We start from the raw sequence: 19,630 nt of genomic DNA, 5'->3' as shown, positions 1-19,630 counted from the left end.
GAGGCCAAGATGTTTGTAAAACGATTTTCCATGGCCATGCTGGCCTGTCTGATGTTGTCCGCCTGTGGCGGTGTCGATCCCAATTCTCCCCTGGGCCAGCGCAAGACGATCTTCAAGCAGATGCTCAAGACCAACGAGGAATTGGGCGGTATGTTGCGTGGCCGAGTACCGTTTGACGGCGTACGTTTCGCCGAGGGTGCGGCACAACTGGATCAATTGTCCCATGAGCCGTGGAAACATTTCCCGCAAGTACGCGAGCAAGACCACACCAGCGCCCGGGATGAAGTCTGGCAAAAACAGGCGCGCTTCCAGGAGCTGGCCCGCAACCTTGAAGCAGCCACCGGTGAGTTGGTGATCGTCAGCAAGGTCCAGCCCTACCGGGCCAGCAACCTGGGGCCCGCGGTGCAGAAGGTCGAGGATGCGTGCAGTGCCTGTCATAAAGAGTTTCGGGATTATTGATGGTGGAGCAGTTGCAAGCTTCAAGCTGAAAGCTGCAAGCGTGGCGCTTTGAACTTGCAGCTTGCAGCTAGAAACTTGCAGCTAGAACCTACTTATCCAACTCATCCACCGCTTCCTGCAGCTCCTTGCGGGAGGCCGCCAGCTTGTCCTTGCGTTTGTTGATCCGCTCGGCATCGCCTTTCTTCATGGCCTTTTCCAGGTCGGCCTGGCGCCGGCTGACCTCGTGCTTGGCATCGAGCACCTTGTTTTCCCGCTCCTTGCGCAAGGAAGCATCGGTGCAATGGGTGGTGACTTCGTTCAGGGCCGTTTCCAGGCCAGCCTGCTGATCCTGGTTGCCACGGGACTTGGCCAGTTCGATCTGGTTGATGATGCCCTGGCGCTTGGCCGCGCAACCGGTGAGTTCCGGGGTTTGCTCGTCCGCCATCAAAGGGGCGGCCATGGCGCTGCACAAGAGCAGCAGGGCAGCGGGGGACAGGAAATTCATAGCAACTCCGTAAAAAATCGCGAGCGGTCGGTGCAGATGCGCTGTTGGAACGCATGCTTGCCCCTTGGGTTCAACCGCACGGGCGTCGGATTAAAAACCGTCGACCCCGGCGGTGCGTAATTCGTCACTCAAGGCCAGTACCTGCGGGTCGCGAAAAAAGGCGCTCAATTGCGCGGCGCGTCCCGGTCCGATGCCGGCTTCGGCTTGCCATTGTTCGGTACTGCGTTCGGCCAGCTTCTGCCACGGCCCTTCCAGTCGTGCCTGACCGCTGGGCGGCAGGCCCAAGGCCTTGAGCCATTGTCCGAAAGGGCGTTGTCGGGCGCTGTCCAGGCTGGCGAGCAGGCGGGCGCTACTGCGCTCGCCGAAGCCGCCAATGTTAGCAAGCTCGGCGGCGTCGAGGGTCAACCAATCCAGTAATCCGTTGAGTCGACCGGCAGCCAGGAGTTTTTCCCAGGTGCCGGGGCCGACATGGGGCAGGGCAAGCCCGTGCTTACCGCTGAGCCAGTTCAGGCGTGCGAGGAATTGGCTTTCACAACCGGGCGTCGCTTGCCAGCAACTCAAGAAGTGATGATCGCTCGCCGTGGGGGCATTGACGTCCTGGCGTTCGAGGCTGCGCAGTACCACCTCGTCTAGGCGTGGGATGGTCAGCCCGGCCAGGCTGATGGCGACCCGGTCGCCGGGACGGATGTCCATCTCCTCCCAGCGCTTGAGAGAGCTGACGCTCACCCGGCGAATCCACCGGTCGTCGAGCCGGATGCGTTCAAGCTCCAATACGGGGGTGATACGCCCGGTACGACCGACCTTGAAGTGCACCTTGCGCACTTCGGCCAAAGCCTGGGCATACGGGTATTTCCAGGCCACGCTCCAGAACGGCGCCCTGGCCTGCCAGCGGTCGGCAGGTGGGCGGCGGCTCTGGCGCAGAACGATTCCGTCGCTGGCGAAGGGCAACGGTGTGCGATACCAGTGGTCGCGCCACTGCTGGGCATCGGCCAATGCCCGGACGGGCTGGTGGTAGTCGCGGGTGTCGGCGAAACCCAACTTGTGCAGCGCGGCCATCCGCTCGGGCAAGGTGTCCGGTCCTTCAGGCCATTCCCAGATAAACAGGCCGATATAGATTCCGTCTTGCACAGTCAGGCTATCGCGCGCCATCAAACCCGCCATGGTGCCGCGGGCGTTCACGCTGCCGCTGTTGGCTTGGACATGGTCCAGCAGCCGCCAGTACAGCTCGCCCTGGACGACCAGGTCTATGGGCTGGTGCAGTTGTTGCGGGATGGCGCCGATCTTGCGCGCATTTGTGGTCCAGTCATGCCCCTGGAGACCATCGCCGCGGCTGATCGCCTGGTGCAGGCGGCCCTTGCGGTAAACCAGGGAGACCGCCACGCCATCGATCTTCGGCTGCGCCCAGACATCCTCCCGACCCTGCAGCCAAGCCTCCACGGCGTCGGCGTCCTTGAGTTTTTCCAGGCCGGTATGGACGATGGGGTGTGGCACCTTTCCGCCCGCCGAGCGCAGGGGATCATCGGGCGCCGCGAGGTGGAAGCAACCGCGCCATTGGCCCAACTGGTTGCGGGACTGGTCATAAAGCTCATCGGCCACCAGCGTCTGGCCGAGGCGGTGGTAACTGTCGTCCCAGGTGTCGATCTGCTGTTGCAGTGCGGCGATCTCGGCCTGGGCACGTTCAACAGGCCAGTCGGGACAGGGCGCAGCAACCGCGGGAATAGCGATGAAGACGAGACAGGCGAGGGCATGCAGGTACGGTGGCATCGAAGCATCCTTGCTTGGTTGAGTACCTCAAGGCTAGTCAGTGTCTTGATCGTTGCGAGGCCCGGAGCGTTACCGGATTTTGCGGCGTCTGATGGCTAAATCGCGGCGGTACAGTCCGACGCGATTTAGCCGCGCAACTGTCCCTTGAACCCCTCGATGACCGGTGCAGAATGAACCTTCGATCCGCCTCCACCTGGAACGCTCGAATGGACCTGTCGACCCTCGCTGTTTTCATTCCGGCCTGCTTTGCGCTGAACATGGCGCCAGGGCCGAACAACCTGCTCTCCATCAGTAACGCATCGCGTTATGGCTTCGTCCGGGCGTGCGGCGGCGGTGTCGGTCGGTTGCTGGCGTTTGCAATCATGATCGCCCTGGCGGCGGTGGGGCTCACCGCTGTGCTGCACACCTCGGAGTTGCTGTTCCTGGGGATCAAGCTCGTCGGTGCCGGTTACCTGTTCTACCTGGCCGTGCAGTTGTGGCGGGCCCAGCCTGAGGCCGACAACGAAGCCGGGCTCGCCTCGATGAGCCGAGCCGGCCTGGCACGCCAGGAGTTCCTGGTGGCGATCGGGAATCCGAAGGCGATCCTGTTGTTTACTGCGTTCCTGCCGCAATTCGTCGACCGTACCGGCACCGTTACCCAACAATTCGCCGTGCTGGGTGGCTTGTTCCTGGTGCTGGAGTGCATCGCCATCGGGCTGTATTGCTACATGGGCATTTACGCGCGACGGCTGTTTGCCCGGCCCAGCGGTAAGCGCCTGTTTAACCGGATGTGTGCAGGGCTGCTCGCCAGCGCGGCTTCGTTTTTGCTGGTGGCACGGCGATCGTGAATATTGCGCTAAGCCTTTGTGGCGAGGGAGCTTGCTCCCGCTGGGGTGCGAAGCGCCCCCTCTAACCATCAGGCGCACTGGTTTCCCCGGAGGACTGATTGGGGCTGCTGCGCAGCCCAGCGGGAGCAAGCTCCCTCGCCACAAAAGCATGAAAAACCCTAAGGCATGAAAAAGCCCCTGGCGACCGAGTCGCCAGGGGCTTTTTTACAGGCGGGTGTTACAGGCCGGCAGCGGCGCGCAGGGCGTCGGCGCGGTCGGTTTTTTCCCAGGTGAACGTGGTGAAGGTGTCGTCACCCACGGTCTTGGTCTGTGGCGTGCGACCGAAGTGGCCGTAGGCAGCAGTGTCCTGGTACATCGGGTGCAGCAGGTCGAGCATCTTGGTGATGGCGTACGGACGCAGGTCGAACACTTCACGGACCAGGTTGATGATCTTGTCATCGCCGATCTTGCCGGTGCCGAAGGTGTTCAGCGAGATCGACGTAGGCTGGGCCACGCCAATGGCGTAGGACACCTGGATCTCGCAACGCTCGGCCAGGCCGGCGGCTACGATGTTCTTGGCGACATAACGACCGGCGTAGGCGGCCGAACGGTCCACCTTGGACGGGTCCTTGCCGGAGAACGCGCCGCCGCCGTGACGGGCCATGCCGCCGTAGCTGTCGACGATGATCTTGCGACCGGTCAGGCCGCAGTCGCCCACCGGGCCGCCGATGATGAACTGGCCGGTCGGGTTGATGTGGAACTGGGTGTCCTTGGACAGCAACTCGGCAGGCAGCACGTGCTTGACGATCAGTTCCATCACGCCTTCGCGCAGGTCTTTGTAGGACACATCAGGGTTGTGCTGGGTCGACAGGACGACAGCGTCGATGCCAACCACCTTGCCGCCTTCGTAACGGCAGGTCACTTGGGACTTGGCGTCCGGGCGCAACCACGGCAGCAGGCCGGATTTACGGGCCTCGGCCTGGCGCTGGACCAACTGGTGCGAGAACGTGATCGGGGCCGGCATCAGCACGTCGGTCTCGTTGCTGGCGTAGCCGAACATCAGGCCCTGGTCGCCGGCGCCCTGGTCTTCTGGCTTGGCCCGATCAACGCCCTGGTTGATGTCGGGGGACTGCTTGCCGATGATGTTCATCACGCCGCAGGTCGCGCCGTCGAAGCCGACGTCGGAGCTGTCGTAGCCAATGCCCAGGATGACGTCGCGGACGATCTGTTCCAGGTCGACCCAGGCCGAGGTGGTGACTTCGCCGGCGATGATCGCCACGCCCGTTTTCACCAGAGTCTCGCACGCCACGCGGGCGAACTTGTCTTCAGCAATGATGGCGTCCAGCACCGCATCAGAAATCTGGTCGGCGATTTTGTCCGGATGCCCTTCAGACACGGACTCGGAGGTGAAAAGGGAGTATTCGCTCATCTCGATGTTTTCCTACAAGTTACCGTTGGTGAGTGTCGCCAGTGGCCGCTGAAAGTGGCGAACCTGGATCTGGAAACCATTACGTAAGCCTATATAGAGGCTTTCCCCGGGCACGAGGCCCGCTGTGGTGGCCCAGCGGGCCAGGTCGTCTTGTTCAAAGCCGAGCCAGAGATCGCCGCAGGCTTCCCTGGCCCAACTCTGGTTGTGGCTGCATAACTCGGTCACCAGCAGGCTGCCGCCCGGTTGCAGCAGGCCGGCCATGTGCTTGAGTGCCTCGGCCGGCGCGGCGAAATGATGCAGCACCATATTCAATACAACGCAGTCAGCCTGCTTGTTCATGCCATCCAATGCATCGGCCAGTTGCAGGCGGACGTTAGCCAGGGCCTCGCGCTCACAGACCTGGCGCGCCAGTTCGAGCATGGCCGGGCTGTTGTCCAGCGCCGTCACTTGGCTGAAGCGTCGCGCCAGCTCCGGCAGGAACGCACCGTCGCCGGGGCCGACTTCGATCGCCGTGGCCGTGGGCTCGAAGCTCAATTTATCGAGCAGTGCCACGACGCTTTCGCGGTATTGCGGCAGTCCGGCGATCAGGTCTTGCTGGGCGCGAAACTTCTCGGCGACCCGTGCGAAGAAGTCCTGGCTGGCAGCGGCCCGTTGGCCGTGGACCTGGGCGATGCGAGCCTGTACGTCGCTCGGCAGGGCCAGCGCGTCCACTTCGTCCAGCAGCGCTGCGTGCAGCTTGCCGCCCAACAGGTCGGTGTGGGGCAGGGCGCGGCGATAGAAGATGGCGTTGCCTTCCCGGCGAGTCGCCACCAGGTCGGCCTGGGCCAGGACCTTGAGGTGGTGGCTCATGCCGGACTGACCGATGCCGAAGATCTGCGCCAGTTCCAGCACGCCGAACGAGTCGTTGGCCAGGGCGCGCAATACATTGAGCCGCAACGGATCGCCGCCGGCCTTGCAAAGGGCCGCCAGCTCATCGCAGTCGTCATGGCGAATGGTGGGCGCGGGTAAGTTCATGAGCGGCAGTCTAGTGAGGGGTTTGGATCGCCGCAAGGTCAATATCAAAAAGTTTTGATATTGGTGGATAAATGGCACTTCCCAACCCGTGCTTGACTCTACAACCCATCAGCGGAAAGGTTTCACCTGGCGAATGCGACTTTATCCACCGGAAAAACGCTCATGGATGACTATCTGTCATTGCCCCGGGGCGGGTGGGTGAGGGAAAATGCTCGCCTTTTTCAGTTTCGTTTTATTCATTCTCGATTCAATACCCGCAGGAGAACAGCGATGCCCAGCCGTCGTGAGCGTGCCAATGCCATTCGTGCCCTCAGCATGGATGCCGTGCAGAAAGCCAACAGCGGCCATCCCGGTGCCCCCATGGGTATGGCGGATATCGCCGAGGTGCTTTGGCGCGACTACCTCAAGCACAGCCCGAGCAACCCAGCCTTCGCCGACCGTGACCGTTTCGTACTGTCCAACGGTCACGGCTCGATGTTGATCTACTCGCTGCTGCACCTGACCGGCTATGACCTGTCGATCGATGACCTGAAGAACTTCCGCCAGTTGCATAGCCGCACCCCGGGCCACCCGGAATACGGCTACACCCCGGGCGTGGAAACCACCACTGGTCCATTGGGCCAGGGCCTGGCCAACGCCGTGGGTTTTGCCCTGGCGGAAAAAGTCCTGGCCGCGCAGTTCAACCGCCCGGGTCATAACGTCGTCGATCACCACACCTACGTGTTTCTGGGTGATGGCTGCATGATGGAAGGCATTTCCCATGAAGTCGCCTCCTTGGCCGGCACCCTGGGCCTGGACAAGCTGATCGCGTTCTACGACGACAACGGCATCTCCATCGACGGCGAAGTCGAAGGCTGGTTTACCGACGACACCCCCAAGCGCTTCGAAGCCTACAACTGGCTGGTGATCCGCAACGTCGACGGTCACGATCCGGAAGAGATCAAGATCGCCATCGAGACGGCTCGCAAGAGCTCCCAGCCGACCCTGATCTGCTGCAAGACCACCATCGGTTTCGGCTCGCCGAACAAGCAGGGCAAGGAAGACTGCCACGGCGCGCCACTGGGCGCCGAGGAAATCGCCCTGACCCGCGCTGCGCTGAAGTGGAACCATGGCCCGTTCGAAATCCCGGCCGACATCTATGCCGAATGGGATGCCAAGGAAAAAGGCCGCGCCCTCGAAGCCGAGTGGGACCAGCGTTTCGCTGCCTATTCCGCTGAATTCCCTGAGCTGGCCAACGAGCTGGTGCGTCGCCTCAGCGGCGAGTTGCCGGCCGATTTCGCCGAAAAAGCCTCGGCGTACATCGCAGAAGTCGCCGCCAAGGGCGAAACCATTGCCAGCCGCAAGGCCAGCCAGAACACCCTGAACGCCTTCGGCCCGTTGCTGCCGGAACTGCTGGGCGGTTCGGCCGACCTGGCCGGTTCCAACCTGACCCTGTGGAAAGGCTGCAAAGGCGTCAGCGCCGAAGACGCCAGCGGCAACTACATGTACTACGGCGTTCGTGAGTTCGGCATGAGCGCGATCATGAACGGCGTCGCGCTGCACGGCGGCCTGGTGCCTTACGGCGCGACCTTCCTGATGTTCATGGAATACGCCCGCAACGCCGTGCGCATGTCGGCGTTGATGAAAAAACGCATCCTGTATGTGTTCACCCATGACTCCATCGGCTTGGGCGAAGACGGCCCGACGCACCAGCCGATCGAGCAACTGGCGAGCCTGCGTTGCACGCCGAACCTGGACACCTGGCGTCCTTGCGATGCCGTGGAATCGGCGGTGGCCTGGAAATACGCCCTCGAGCGTAACGACGGCCCGTCGGCACTGATCTTTTCGCGCCAGAACCTGCAGCACCAGAACCGCGGTGCCGACCAGATCGGCGACATCGCGCGCGGCGGCTACGTGCTCAAGGATTGCATTGGCGAGCCTGAGCTGATCCTGATTGCCACCGGTTCCGAAGTCGGCCTGGCCGTCCAGGCCTATGACAAGCTGACCGAGCAGGGCCGCAACGTACGCGTGGTGTCCATGCCGTGCACCAGCGTGTTCGACGCCCAGGATGCCGGTTACAAGCAAGCGGTATTGCCGCTGCAGGTCAGCGCGCGGATCGCCATCGAGGCTGCCCATGCCGATTACTGGTACAAGTACGTGGGCCTGGAAGGCCGCGTGATCGGCATGACCACCTACGGCGAATCGGCACCTGCGCCGGCGCTGTTCGAGGAGTTTGGCTTCACCCTGGAAAACATCCTGGGTCAGGCGGAAGAGCTGCTGGAAGACTGATCCGAAAGTTGCGTCGTCTGGGCTGACGCCTTCGCGAGCAAGCCCGCTCCCACATTTGGAATGCAATCTCATGTGGGAGCGGGCTTGCTCGCGAAGGCGGTGGCTCAGGCAACACTGAGCTGAAGGATTCACCACGCCAATCGAGAACCCCATGCCCCAACCGCGTCCCTACAAAGTTGCACTCAACGGCTACGGCCGGATTGGTCGTTGCGTCTTGCGTGCGTTGTTCGAGCGAGGGGCCAAGGCCGGTTTCGAAATCGTGGCGATCAACGACCTGGCCGACATGGCCAGCATCGAATACCTGACACGCTTTGACTCCACCCATGGCCGGTTCCCCGGCGAAGTGCGGGTCGAGGGCGATTGTCTGCATATCAATGGTGATTGCGTGAAAGTCCTGCGCAGCGCCACCCCCGAAGGCATCGATTGGGCGTCCCTGGGCGTCGATCTGGTGCTTGAATGCTCCGGCGCCTATAACACTCGCGACGATGGCCTGCGCTTCATCGCCGCCGGCGCGCCACGGGTATTGTTTTCCCAGCCGATGGCCAGCGAAGCGGACGTCGACGCCACCATCGTCTATGGCGTGAACCAGGATTGCCTGAGCGGCGAAGAGCTGCTGGTGTCCAACGCGTCCTGCACCACCAACTGCGGTGTGCCGCTGTTGCGCCTGCTGGATCAGGCCATCGGCCTGGAATATGTATCGATCACCACCATCCACTCGGCGATGAACGACCAGCCGGTGATCGATGCCTATCACCACGAGGACTTGCGCCGCACCCGTTCGGCGTTCCAATCGGTGATTCCGGTGTCCACTGGTCTGGCGCGCGGCATCGAACGGCTGCTGCCGGAACTTGCCGGGCGAATTCAGGCCAAAGCCGTGCGGGTGCCGACGGTCAACGTGTCCTGCCTCGACATTACGATGCAGACCGTGAGCGATACCGACGCCACCGAGGTCAACCGAATCCTGCGCGAAGCCGCCACCAGCGGCCCGCTCAAAGGCCTTCTGGCCTATACCGAGTTGCCTCACGCCAGCTGTGATTTTAATCATGACCCCCATTCGGCCATTGTCGATGCCAGCCAGACCCGTGTATCCGGGCCGCGGCTTGTGAACATCCTGGCCTGGTTCGACAACGAATGGGGGTTCGCCAACCGAATGCTGGACGTTGCCGAGCATTACCTGCAAACCGCTTTGAAAAAACCTGCTCTCTAAACAGTTACCCAGGAATTGCGACCCATGACCGTGTTGAAGATGTCCGACCTCGATCTGCAAGGTAAGCGCGTACTGATCCGCGAAGACCTCAACGTCCCCGTCAAGGACGGTGTTGTCACCAGCGACGCGCGTATCCTGGCTTCGCTGCCGACCATCAAGCTGGCCTTGGAAAAAGGCGCGGCCGTGATGGTTTGCTCCCACCTGGGCCGTCCGACCGAAGGCGAGTTCTCGGCGGAAAACAGCCTCAAGCCTGTGGCTGACTACCTGAGCAAGGCCTTGGGCCGCGAAGTGCCGCTAGTAGCCGATTACCTGGGCGGCGTCGACGTCAAGGCCGGCGACGTGGTGCTGTTCGAAAACGTGCGCTTCAACAAGGGCGAGAAAAAGAACGCCGACGAGTTGGCCCAGCAATACGCCGCCCTGTGCGACGTATTCGTGATGGACGCCTTTGGCACCGCTCACCGCGCCGAAGGCTCGACCCATGGCGTGGCGAAGTTCGCCAAAGTCGCCGCCGCGGGTCCCTTGCTGGCCGCCGAACTGGACGCATTGGGCAAGGCCCTGGGTTCGCCGGCCCAGCCAATGGCTGCCATTGTGGCCGGCTCCAAGGTTTCCACCAAACTGGACGTGCTCAATAGCCTGAGCCAGGTCTGCAACCAGTTGATCGTGGGTGGCGGCATCGCCAACACCTTCCTGGCTGCTGCCGGTCACCCGGTTGGCAAATCCCTGTACGAGCCAGACCTGCTGGACACTGCCCGGGAAATCGCCGCCAAGGTCAGCGTACCGTTGCCGGTGGACGTGGTCGTGGCCAAGGAGTTCGCTGAAAGCGCCACCGCCACCGTCAAGCTGATCGCCGACGTGGCCGACGATGACATGATTCTCGACATCGGCCCGCAAACCGCAGCCAACTTCGCCGAACTGCTGAAATCCTCCCAGACGATCCTGTGGAACGGTCCGGTTGGCGTGTTCGAGTTCGACCAGTTCGGCAACGGCACCAAGGTGCTGGCCCAAGCCATCGCCGAAAGCGCGGCGTTCTCCATCGCCGGTGGCGGCGATACCCTGGCGGCCATCGATAAATATGGCGTGGCCGCACAGATCTCCTACATTTCCACCGGTGGCGGCGCATTCCTCGAATTCGTCGAAGGTAAAGTGCTGCCTGCCGTGGAAGTCCTGGAAAGCCGGGCCAAGGCCTGACGCTGCGTTGACCAGGCAAAGGTGTGTTCTGATGGTCAAGACGTTCACGTTGCTGCTGGCGGCGACGATGCTGGTGGCTTGCTCAAGCAGCCCGGAGGCCCCGGCCCCGCAAACCGGCACGCCGACGCCCGAAGAAGGCTGTTACCAGGCCGACTGGCAAGCCGAGACCAATCCGGTGCTGAACAAGCGTTCCGGACCGGACGGCCTGGACAAATACGAGACGCAAACCCCGGCCAAGGAACATGGTTGTCCTTGACGGGTCTGACACTTAACTCATGGCGGGCGGCAGGTGCCGTCCGTCGAGGAACACGGATGAAAGGCTTGATCGCCGTCGTGGCGTTGGCATTGCTGGCCGGTTGTTCGCAACTGGGTTTTTTGCAGTCGTCCGAACCTGTTTCAGAGGGCTGGACAAGCTGGAGCTGTGACAGCGAGGCCAAAGTGCTCTGGCGCTACACCGATGCCGCACGCAAGGAAGTCGATGTACGCCTGGGCGGCGCCGATAAGGTGTATCGCCTCGCGCTGGAGCCGGGTGGCGAAGGTTCGCTGTACAGCGACGACATGCTGGCGTTCCACGTCAAGGGTGAGGAAGGCCTGGTGTACTGGGTCGCCACCAATGACTTGATTGGGCGTGGCTGCAAGGCTGATTGATCCACTGAGATTCAATGTGGGAGCGGGCTTGCTCGCGAATGCGGCGGGTCAGCTTGCATCTTTGCTGAATGTGAAACCGCATTCGCGAGCAAGCCCGCTCCCACAGGGACCTCTATACGTTTTGAGATTTTGCTTCACCGAACACGCAGGCCGGGGCCAACCCCCGATCCGCAATGACTTGAATAGCCGCCGCCGCTCCGGCAGGCTGGCACGATTAACGACCCTCGACCGGGAGAGAGACACAATGGCACTTATCAGCATGCGTCAGATGCTGGACCACGCAGCCGAGTTCGGCTACGGCGTTCCAGCCTTTAACGTCAACAACCTTGAGCAGATGCGCGCCATCATGGAAGCCGCTGACAAGACTGACTCCCCGGTGATCGTCCAGGCTTCGGCCGGTGCCCGCAAATACGCCGGCGCGCCGTTCCTGCGTCACCTGATCCTGGCGGCGATCGAAGAATTCCCGCACATCCCGGTGTGCATGCACCAGGACCACGGCACCAGCCCGGACGTCTGCCAGCGCTCGATCCAACTGGGCTTCAGCTCGGTGATGATGGACGGTTCCCTTGGCGAAGACGGCAAGACCCCGACCGACTACGAATACAACGTACGCGTCACCCAGCAAACCGTCGCCATGGCCCATGCCTGCGGCGTCTCGGTGGAAGGTGAGCTGGGTTGCCTGGGTTCACTGGAAACCGGCATGGCCGGTGAAGAAGACGGTATCGGCGCCGAAGGCGTGCTCGACCACAGCCAAATGCTGACCGACCCGGAAGAAGCCGCGGATTTCGTCAAGAAAACCCAGGTCGACGCCCTGGCCATCGCCATTGGCACCAGCCACGGCGCCTACAAGTTCACCAAGCCGCCTACCGGTGACGTGCTGGCCATCGACCGCATCAAGGAAATCCACAAGCGCATTCCCAACACTCACTTGGTGATGCACGGTTCTTCTTCGGTGCCGCAAGAATGGCTGGCGATCATCAACCAGTACGGTGGCGACATCAAGGAAACCTACGGTGTGCCGGTTGAGGAGATCGTCGAAGGTATCAAGTACGGCGTGCGCAAGGTCAACATCGATACTGACCTGCGCCTGGCTTCCACCGGTGCGATGCGTCGGTTGATGGCGACCAACCCGAGCGAGTTTGATCCGCGTAAGTTCTTTGGTGCGACTGTGACGGCCATGCGTGATGTGTGTATTGCGCGTTATGAGGCGTTTGGTACGGCGGGGAATGCTTCCAAGATCAAGCCGATCTCTTTGGAGGCTATGTATCAGCGGTATTTGAAGGGTGAGTTGAACGCTAAGGTTAATTGATGGTTTAGCGTTGTTAGAAAACCCGCAGTGATGCGGGTTTTTTTATGGGTGGGGTTTCTTGTTTTGTGTGTATATCCGTTTTTGGGTAACGGCTACTTATGGTTCCGCTCTTTGCAAGCGAGCTTGCGTCAATCGCCCAGATCACTCTGCAACGCACCCTCAAAATCCTGTCCGCCGTAAAAAATGCCCAAAATGAAAACCTGCTCGGCCTCAACGGCAAAGGCAATCACTGTCCGCTTACGGTAGTTTGTGATGCGCAAACCCAGCCGTATATCGTCTCTCGGGTTCCCTCGGTGCGGGAACGTCTGTAGTTCTTCACAATAGGTCACGATGGCGTCGGTATACCGATGGGCAATTTCTGGCGAAGCCTCTGTGGCAATGTAGCGATAGAGCGCAGCTAACTGCTCAAGGGCTTGCGGTGCAAACTCGACGGTATAGGTCATTACGATTTTACAGTGGCGTTCTGGTGCTCAGCAGCCAATCGGGAGCGCACCTCATCAACGCTTAGCGCACACGAGGGATCAGCTTTCAAGGCATCGTAAGCTGGGGTTACTTGGCCTACGAGCCAGTTTTCCAAAGCCCGATCACGAGCCAGCAGCGCCCTGAGGCCATCACGAATGACTTCACTTTCAGTGGCGTACTCGCCGGCAGCCACCTTGGCTTTCACTACGTCGGCCATCTGGTTAGGCAGCGTGATGCTGAACTGTTGAGTGCTACGCATGATGAGCCTCCGGGATAAGATAGGATTTAATCCTACTCTGCCCAAAAGATTATGCACATGACCTCCTGTCATTCTCGATGACTTTGCTGGTGGATTTAGAGGTGAGCTTGCTCGCGCTGTGTCAGTGGACATCCATGCAGATGATCCACCGCATCGCGAGCAGGCTCGCTCCCACAGGGGATCGTCTCCCGCCAGGAGGGCTTTATTGCTCTTCGAGGCCGCGTTGTTCGATGACGCCGAACACGTCGGTGACATCCTGGACCAGGATCCGGGCAACGTTGGTGAGGGTGTTCAAATCACTGGCGGCCGAATCGCGCAAGGTGGCGCAGGCCATGAGCGTCAAGTAATCGAGGGTAGCGTGCAGGCGTTCGCTGGCGCAGGCGTGAAGCTCGGTTAGTGGGACGGATCTATCGATGAACAGCACGGGTTGGGTGGTGGCGATTGGAGTGAGAGGGGTGAAGCGGCCAAGTGATTGAGTCGTCGTCATAAGGTTTGGGCTCTATTAATAAAAATTGATCGCCACCTTCTTGCTGCGAAACAAATGGGTGGCAGTTGCGCGCGGGTTCGCAGACCGAGATAGAGACCAAACCCGGCAGACCCGAAGGTCTCCCGCACGCAACCGCCATAAAACGAACGCAGGCGAGTTTGCCTGAATTTTCATTTGACGGTGCAAAGTCTCTGTTCTGTCAGTGGGCTGCGAAACCCCTGCCCACCGACCAAAGCCAGCAGACCCACCGAACTATAGAGCAGATTCCCAAGGCCAAAATCGGCCCTGTAGGACGCACCGGCCCCCTGTGGCGAGGGAGCTTGCTCCCGCTCGGGGGCGCAGCCGCCGTAAAACCTGCAAATGCGGTAGGTCTGGAGGAAAGAGGGGCCGCTTCGCAGCCCAGCGGGGATAAATCCCCTCGCCACAACAGACGGTTTCCTACGAGATTTTCAGAAGCAAAGTTTCTGTAGTGTGATCAACTGTCAGCATGTCGAACGTTGTCTCTCGCTTGCAAAAAACTGGCGGTCGAAAGCCCCTTGAAATGTCCGCTATAAAGGACATAATCAGCTTTCGTTTGTAAAAAGTCCCTTATGGTGGACATTATGCTGATACTCAATCCTTCCGCTTTAGGCGAAAGAATGCGCACGCTACGCCGTGCAAAAGGCTATAGCCAACAGCTGCTCGCCGAAAAAGCCAATTGCAATCGCAAAACGATCATCGACCTTGAAGCCGGCGAAAACGTGGCCGTGTACACCCTGTTTCGGGTCGTGTCGGCATTGGGGATGGCTCTGGAAATCGTCGATAAACGCATCGACCTCAAATCCCTGGCGGAACTGGTGGAACATGATGAGTAGGGTCAAGCTGCTCAATGTCATGACACCACAAGGCTATAGCGGCGACTTGTCCAAAGGTTCGCAGTTCTCGTTTGCCTATGCCAGTGCCGAGGCGCCTCGGGAGGTTTCGCTGGTCATGCCCTATGACCCTACGCCCTCAGTTAGCAATATCCTTCATCCGATATTCGACATGAATGTGCCTGAGGGTTTTCTGGCGGACCAGATCAAGCGTCGGATGGCCAGGCATATGCAGGTCGATCAAGATGAACAAGGTAAAAACATATCCGGATCGCAAGCAGTTGATCGAGTTTGGTCGCAAGCATTACAAAGTTGATAAGCCCGCTTTGATCATCGAGCGAATCGCCGATGCAATGAGCCAGGCGCTGGCGAGCAGTGGGCATCGAATTGATGGAGGACTGCTTGAGGGTATGCGAGGGGAGTGGGACGCGGGTCGGTTTGCCGCTCTTTATGATTCGGAACCGTTGCGGCTCAGGAACAAACCGCTGGTCCAGAAATGAATTCGACTTGAGTGTGCCGGCCCGTGAAAAGCCGGCGCATACGGTAAAGCCGACGAAAGAAGGGGCCGCTTCGCAGCCCAGCGGGAGCAAGCTCCCTCGCCACAGGGTGTAAATTCCTACGAGATTTTAGGACGTGAAAACTCAGGTGTTGTGATCGATATCCAGCACGCTGAACGTCACTTTCCCACCTTCACTGGTATAGCCCGTGTTGTCCTGCACATACACCCCGGCCTTGAAGTACAACGGCTTGTCGCGCCACGCCGCGCCGACAGTGGTGTACCAGCTATTACCGGCAGCGGTAATGCCCAGGTCGCCGGTACGATCCAGATGAATCCGGTAAGAGAAGGAGCGATTGAGCTTCACCCCAGTGGCCACGGTAATCACCCTGCCTTCGCTGTCATCGGGCCGCATGCGGACCTTGGCGACGATGTTCCCGGTGGCGCTGTCTTCCTTGTACTGGTATTCCAGCTTGACCATGGGCTTGCTGCTGTCCTTGGCATGGATCTGGCCGATCACGATCTTGCCGCTGCTGGGCACCTGGTTGACCACCAAGCTTGCTCGTAGCTGGTTGTCGGCGTCGGGATAAACCCAGTTGCGCAAGGTGCCGTCCCGGTAGGTCTCGCGTAATTCGCTGCGGGGGTAGATGGCGTTTTCAGTCTTGGTGCCGGTGACCGGAGACCAGAAATACACCGTGCTGCCTTCGGAGTTGAAATATTTGTCCTGGAACCCATCCACCAGTCGAGGGGTTTCGATGGTTTTCGGCGGGCTGCCTTCAGGGATGCTCAGGTTCCAGGTTGCAAGGTCGACCATGTTCGGATCCTTTCTACTGCAAAAGAAATGATTCACGCCATCGCCGGAGGCTCTAGGACGCACTTTTGCTGAGGCCAAGAAGGGGCGCGGACGGGAATTTGGCGCATTCGTCCGGCGGAGGGTTGGCGTCAGCAGACCGTCAGAGTGGTGTTTTCCGGATTTGTGCCCGAGATAATCAACCGTTGGTCGGGTGCCGGGCTTTTTCTTGGAACCATTACGCGATGGCTATTTGGCAGCTATTTAGGGCAGGGCAAAAAAAAGCACCCAAGCCGGATAATGCCGACAGTTAAGCGAAATAGAGCCCGGCAGTAACCCTGTGGCGAGGGAGCTTGCTCCCGCTGGGTCGCGAAGCGGCCCTGTTTTTGGGGCTGCTACGCCCGAGGCGTCGGACCGGCCCAGCGGGAGCAAGCTCCCTCGCCACGGTTGTGTGTTTGCCCGTGCTATCCACTTAACTGACAGGCATTACCCAAGCCGGATGCTTTCTAAGGAGGGGCGCCGATAGCAGCGTTCCGTGCCGCTATTACGACGCAGCAGGTTGCACTCAAAGCGTGGTGTGTTTGATTTCCAGCAGGCTGAACGTCACTTTCCCACCTTCGGTGACGTAGCCGGTATTGTCCTGCACATACACACCCGCCTTGAAATAGAGCGGTTTGACTTTCCAGCTCGGATCAACGGTGGTTCGCCAGTTGTAGCCCGCCGCCGTGATGCCGAGTGCGCCCTTCGGGCTCAGGTGGATCATGTAGGAAAAACTCCGGTTGAGGGTCACGCCCGTGGCGATGGTAATGACCTGGCCCGTCGCGTCGTCCGGACGAAGACGCACCTTGGCGACGATATTTCCGGTGGAGCTGTAGGTTTTGTATTGGTATTCCAGTTTCACCATCGGACTGGTGCTGTCTTTGGTGTGAATCTGGCCGATCACGATCTTGCCGGTGCTGGGCACCTGGTTGACGGTGACGGTTGCGCGCAAGGTGTTGTCCGCCGACGGGTAAAGCCAATTGCGCAAGGTGCCGTCGCTATTGGTTTCGCGCAGTTCGCTGCGTGGGTAAATAGCATTGGCCGTCGTGGCGCCTGTCACGGGGGCCCAGAAAAACACCGTGCCGGTTTCTGAGTTGAAGTACTGGTTCTTGAAGCCTTGAACCAGTTGTGAGGTTTCAATGGTTGCCGGAGGGGCGCCCTCGGGGATGCTCAAGTTCCAGGTTGCGAGATCGATCATGTCCAGGTCCTGCGTATCAAAGGTGTGAAGGTGAATGCCGTAGCGGGAGGCTTTAAACCGCCCTTTTGAAGCGTTCGGAACGCTGGACTTGGGCTTTTCTTGTAGACCGTTCGGCGGATGTTTGACGTCAATTGTTCGTCGATGAGGTCTTTGCAGTTTCTGTGCCTGGGGAGGGTGACCGTTAGTCGGCTATTTCGGGCTTTGTCTGGATGATGGCGCGTTGACACCTACTGCTTTTCAAAATCACGGTCTAGAGTGAGGGGACAGTATTTGTCCGCTTTGCTACGTAAAAACGGACGTGGCGCCCGATAAGAGAAGCAGCATGGAACGCGCGCAACCAACGCCCGGCGAAGACAGCTCTGTCCTTTTGATTGTTGATGATTACCCTGAAAACCTGCTCAGCATGCGGGCCTTGCTGCAGCGTCAGGATTGGCGGGTGATGACTGCGTCCTCGGGGGTCGAGGCGCTTAATCTGCTGCTCGAGCACGACATCGACCTGGTGCTGCTGGATGTGCAGATGCCCGACATGGACGGGTTCGAAGTGGCGCGCCTGATGCGTGGCAGCCAGCGCACGCGGCTCACGCCGATCATTTTCCTGACCGCCAACGAGCAGTCCCAGGACGCGGTCATCAAGGGCTACGCCAGTGGCGCGGTGGACTACCTGTTCAAGCCCTTCGATCCGCAAATCCTCAAGCCCAAGGTCCAGGCGTTGCTCGAGCACCAGCGCAATCGCCGGGCCTTGCAGCGCCTGAGCCAGGATCTCGAAGCGGCCAGGGCGTTCAATGCCTCGGTGCTGGACAACGCCGCCGAAGGCATCCTGGTGGTGGATGAGAACGGTTGCATCCGCTTCGCCAACCCGTCCACCTGCCGCTTGCTCAATGCCACCGCCGAGCAGTTGCAGGACATGCCATTCCTGGATTTCCTGCAAAAACCGCACATCCCCGAATGGATCGGTTCCGATATCCACAACGCTTATCAGCGTGGTGAAACCTGGCGATTGCATGACGCAGTGCTGCGCACGGCACCCGGCCAGCAGGTGTCGGTGGCCTTGTCCTGCGCCCCGTTGCCGTCGGAGCAGAAGGCGATGGTGGTGACGCTCCAGGACATGTCGGTGGTGCGCCATTTGCACCAGCAACTCGAATACCAGGCCGTCACGGACCCGTTGACCGGCTTGCTCAACCGCCGGGGTTTCTACCAGACCGCGGAAAACCTGTTGATGCGCAGCGAGCGCCTGGAAAGCAACTGGGTGTTGCTGTACTTGGATCTCGACGGCTTCAAGCGGGTCAACGACTCACTGGGGCACGACGCCGGGGACCGGGTTTTGCGCTGGGTGTCGGAGCAGTTGAAGGCGTGCCTGCGCCCCTTCGATATCCTGGCGCGGCTGGGTGGGGACGAGTTCACGGCGCTGCTGGACCTGGAGTTTCCCGAGCAGGCGGCGAAGATCGCGGAGAAGCTCATCGAGCGCGTCGCGATCTGCCAGCAGATCGAAGGCATGGACGTGGCGCTCGGCGCCAGCATCGGCATTGCGACCTACCCCGACTGTGGCGCCAACCTCGATGGGCTGCTGCGGGCGTCCGACATCGCCATGTACGAAGCCAAGCGTGCCGGCCGCCAGCAATACCGTTTCTACGATCATGAAATGAACGGTCGGGCCCGTTCACGGCTGATGCTGGAAGAGAGCGTGCGCTCGGCCATCGAGAACCGTGATTTCAATATGGTCTACCAGCCGCAGGTGAGTATCGTCGACGGGCGGATCCGCGGATTCGAGGCGCTGTTGCGCTGGCAGCACCCGAGCGTCGGCGATGTGCCGCCGGGGCTGTTCCTGCCGTTGCTGGAAGAGGCGCGGTTGATCAGTCGGCTGGGCAGTTGGATTTATCATCGCAGCGCGGCCCAGCGCAAAGTCTGGGAGCGTTTGTTCGCGGACGACCTGGTGTTGGGCGTGAGCCTGAGCAGCACTCAATTCGGCATGCCGAACCTGGTGACCGAGTTGCGCCAGGTCCTGGAACGCCATGCCTTGAAGCCTCGGCAACTGGAGGTCGAGGTGACCGAGGATGCGCTGATGCGCAACCCCGATGAAACCCAAAAGCAATTGCGTCTGCTGCGCCAACTGGGCGTGCGGGTGGCCTTGGATGACTTTGGTTCGGGGCCTTGTTCGCTGGCGCATCTGCGCGACCTTGAACTCGATACCCTCAAGCTTGATCGGCACTTGATCGCCCGTTTGCCAGGGTCGCCCCGGGATGCGGCGTTGGCGGCCTCGGTGATCGACCTGTGTACGCAGTTGGGCTTGCGGGTGATCGCCGAAGGGGTGGAAACCCGCGAGCAGTATCAGTGGCTGCAGGCCCATGGCTGCGAGTACGTGCAAGGGTTCCTCGTGGCGCGACCGTTGATGGCCGAAGACACCAATGCCTTCGCCACGCCCTTCGACTGGAGCGCGGTGCAGGCCTGAATTCGCTACACTGGCGGCCTCTTGTG

General features: G+C 60.5%; 20 protein-coding genes and 1 pseudogene. 12 read left to right on the top strand and 9 right to left on the bottom strand.

All coding sequences use genetic code 11. The features are described 5' to 3' along the window. Positions 1-9: 9 nt before the first annotated feature. Positions 10-459, top strand: coding sequence for a cytochrome c (locus HU767_RS08120; RefSeq protein ID WP_186707091.1), 450 nt, complete (start codon positions 10-12; stop codon positions 457-459). Positions 460-547: 88 nt separating this feature from the next. Here the strand turns inward: HU767_RS08120 and HU767_RS08115 are convergent, their stop codons facing one another. After that, on the bottom strand, positions 548-943 hold the full coding sequence (locus HU767_RS08115; RefSeq protein WP_186707092.1) for a DUF1090 domain-containing protein: 396 nt from the start codon (positions 941-943) through the stop codon (positions 548-550). A gap of 90 nt (positions 944-1,033) precedes the next feature. Continuing rightward, complete coding sequence (gene ligB / locus HU767_RS08110; protein WP_186729194.1) at positions 1,034-2,707, bottom strand: NAD-dependent DNA ligase LigB; 1,674 nt, start codon at positions 2,705-2,707, stop codon at positions 1,034-1,036. A gap of 206 nt (positions 2,708-2,913) precedes the next feature. Here ligB and HU767_RS08105 point away from each other — a divergent pair, with 206 nt between their 5' ends. Then, entirely contained in the window at positions 2,914-3,534 is a 621-nt protein-coding gene (locus tag HU767_RS08105) for a LysE family translocator (RefSeq protein WP_186707094.1), read from the top strand. Positions 3,535-3,751: 217 nt separating this feature from the next. Here HU767_RS08105 and metK read toward each other — a convergent pair whose 3' ends face one another. Together metK and HU767_RS08095 are read right to left on the bottom strand one after the other, a co-directional pair. Beyond that, complete coding sequence (gene metK / locus HU767_RS08100; RefSeq protein ID WP_186729192.1) at positions 3,752-4,942, bottom strand: methionine adenosyltransferase; 1,191 nt, start codon at positions 4,940-4,942, stop codon at positions 3,752-3,754. Positions 4,943-4,961: 19 nt separating this feature from the next. Then, positions 4,962-5,956: pseudogene (locus HU767_RS08095) on the bottom strand (metalloregulator ArsR/SmtB family transcription factor). Between the two features lie 270 nt (positions 5,957-6,226). On the opposite strand from HU767_RS08095, the gene tkt reads away from it, so the two are divergent. The 6 genes from tkt to fba all read left to right on the top strand — a co-directional run bounded on the left by tkt (position 6,227) and on the right by fba (position 12,576). Further along, positions 6,227-8,224 (top strand): transketolase, encoded by a 1,998-nt coding sequence (tkt, locus tag HU767_RS08090; protein ID WP_186707097.1) that lies wholly within the window; start codon positions 6,227-6,229, stop codon positions 8,222-8,224. 151 nt (positions 8,225-8,375) lie between these two features. After that, a complete protein-coding gene (gene epd, locus HU767_RS08085; protein WP_186707098.1) occupies positions 8,376-9,431 on the top strand; it encodes an erythrose-4-phosphate dehydrogenase in 1,056 nt (351 codons plus the stop codon). 24 nt (positions 9,432-9,455) lie between these two features. Continuing rightward, positions 9,456-10,619, top strand: coding sequence for a phosphoglycerate kinase (locus HU767_RS08080; protein WP_186729190.1), 1,164 nt, complete (start codon positions 9,456-9,458; stop codon positions 10,617-10,619). 31 nt (positions 10,620-10,650) lie between these two features. Further along, positions 10,651-10,875 carry a hypothetical protein gene (locus tag HU767_RS08075; protein WP_122566574.1) on the top strand — a complete coding sequence of 75 codons (225 nt, stop codon included), beginning with the start codon at positions 10,651-10,653 and terminating at the stop codon, positions 10,873-10,875. 56 nt (positions 10,876-10,931) lie between these two features. Next, the gene (locus tag HU767_RS08070; RefSeq protein WP_186707100.1) at positions 10,932-11,267 is read left to right on the top strand and encodes an MliC family protein; all 336 of its coding nucleotides are present in this window, start codon (positions 10,932-10,934) and stop codon (positions 11,265-11,267) included. 244 nt (positions 11,268-11,511) lie between these two features. Then, positions 11,512-12,576 (top strand): class II fructose-bisphosphate aldolase, encoded by a 1,065-nt coding sequence (gene fba / locus HU767_RS08065; RefSeq protein ID WP_003177554.1) that lies wholly within the window; start codon positions 11,512-11,514, stop codon positions 12,574-12,576. Between the two features lie 128 nt (positions 12,577-12,704). Here the strand turns inward: fba and HU767_RS08060 are convergent, their stop codons facing one another. The 3 genes from HU767_RS08060 to HU767_RS08050 all read right to left on the bottom strand — a co-directional run bounded on the left by HU767_RS08060 (position 12,705) and on the right by HU767_RS08050 (position 13,784). Continuing rightward, complete coding sequence (locus HU767_RS08060; RefSeq protein WP_186729188.1) at positions 12,705-13,019, bottom strand: type II toxin-antitoxin system RelE/ParE family toxin; 315 nt, start codon at positions 13,017-13,019, stop codon at positions 12,705-12,707. Next, on the bottom strand, positions 13,019-13,297 hold the full coding sequence (locus tag HU767_RS08055) for a type II toxin-antitoxin system ParD family antitoxin (RefSeq protein ID WP_186707102.1): 279 nt from the start codon (positions 13,295-13,297) through the stop codon (positions 13,019-13,021). Before HU767_RS08055 ends, HU767_RS08060 begins: the two co-directional genes overlap by 1 nt. 202 nt (positions 13,298-13,499) lie before the next feature. Then, the gene (locus tag HU767_RS08050) at positions 13,500-13,784 is read right to left on the bottom strand and encodes a fructose-bisphosphate aldolase (protein ID WP_186729186.1); all 285 of its coding nucleotides are present in this window, start codon (positions 13,782-13,784) and stop codon (positions 13,500-13,502) included. A 602-nt stretch (positions 13,785-14,386) separates the two neighbouring features. On the opposite strand from HU767_RS08050, the gene HU767_RS08045 reads away from it, so the two are divergent. From HU767_RS08045 to HU767_RS28765, 3 genes are read left to right on the top strand one after another with little or no spacing between them, the layout of a single operon-like run. Beyond that, positions 14,387-14,638: a helix-turn-helix domain-containing protein gene (locus tag HU767_RS08045; protein WP_186707104.1), complete on the top strand. Its 252-nt coding sequence runs from the start codon at positions 14,387-14,389 to the stop codon at positions 14,636-14,638. Beyond that, complete coding sequence (locus HU767_RS28770; RefSeq protein ID WP_346343457.1) at positions 14,628-14,951, top strand: HipA N-terminal domain-containing protein; 324 nt, start codon at positions 14,628-14,630, stop codon at positions 14,949-14,951. Before HU767_RS08045 ends, HU767_RS28770 begins: the two co-directional genes overlap by 11 nt. After that, complete coding sequence (locus HU767_RS28765; RefSeq protein ID WP_238349435.1) at positions 14,881-15,135, top strand: hypothetical protein; 255 nt, start codon at positions 14,881-14,883, stop codon at positions 15,133-15,135. The genes HU767_RS28770 and HU767_RS28765 overlap by 71 nt, the downstream gene beginning before the upstream one ends. A gap of 141 nt (positions 15,136-15,276) precedes the next feature. On the opposite strand, the gene HU767_RS08035 is transcribed toward HU767_RS28765, so the two are convergent. Both HU767_RS08035 and HU767_RS08030 read right to left on the bottom strand, forming a co-directional pair. Next, positions 15,277-15,945 carry a polysaccharide lyase family 7 protein gene (locus HU767_RS08035; protein ID WP_053126121.1) on the bottom strand — a complete coding sequence of 223 codons (669 nt, stop codon included), beginning with the start codon at positions 15,943-15,945 and terminating at the stop codon, positions 15,277-15,279. A 541-nt stretch (positions 15,946-16,486) separates the two neighbouring features. Then, the gene (locus HU767_RS08030) at positions 16,487-17,158 is read right to left on the bottom strand and encodes a polysaccharide lyase family 7 protein (RefSeq protein ID WP_186707106.1); all 672 of its coding nucleotides are present in this window, start codon (positions 17,156-17,158) and stop codon (positions 16,487-16,489) included. A 322-nt stretch (positions 17,159-17,480) separates the two neighbouring features. On the opposite strand from HU767_RS08030, the gene HU767_RS08025 reads away from it, so the two are divergent. Then, on the top strand, positions 17,481-19,604 hold the full coding sequence (locus HU767_RS08025; RefSeq protein WP_186707107.1) for an EAL domain-containing protein: 2,124 nt from the start codon (positions 17,481-17,483) through the stop codon (positions 19,602-19,604). Positions 19,605-19,630: the final 26 nt, after the last annotated feature.

Origin of the sequence: Pseudomonas sp. SWRI179, from assembly GCF_014268705.1 — a bacterium.
Taxonomy (GTDB): Bacteria; Pseudomonadota; Gammaproteobacteria; order Pseudomonadales; family Pseudomonadaceae; genus Aquipseudomonas; species Aquipseudomonas zanjanensis.
Note: the sequence above shows the minus strand (reverse complement) of the source record. Positions and strands in the feature narration are given on the sequence as shown.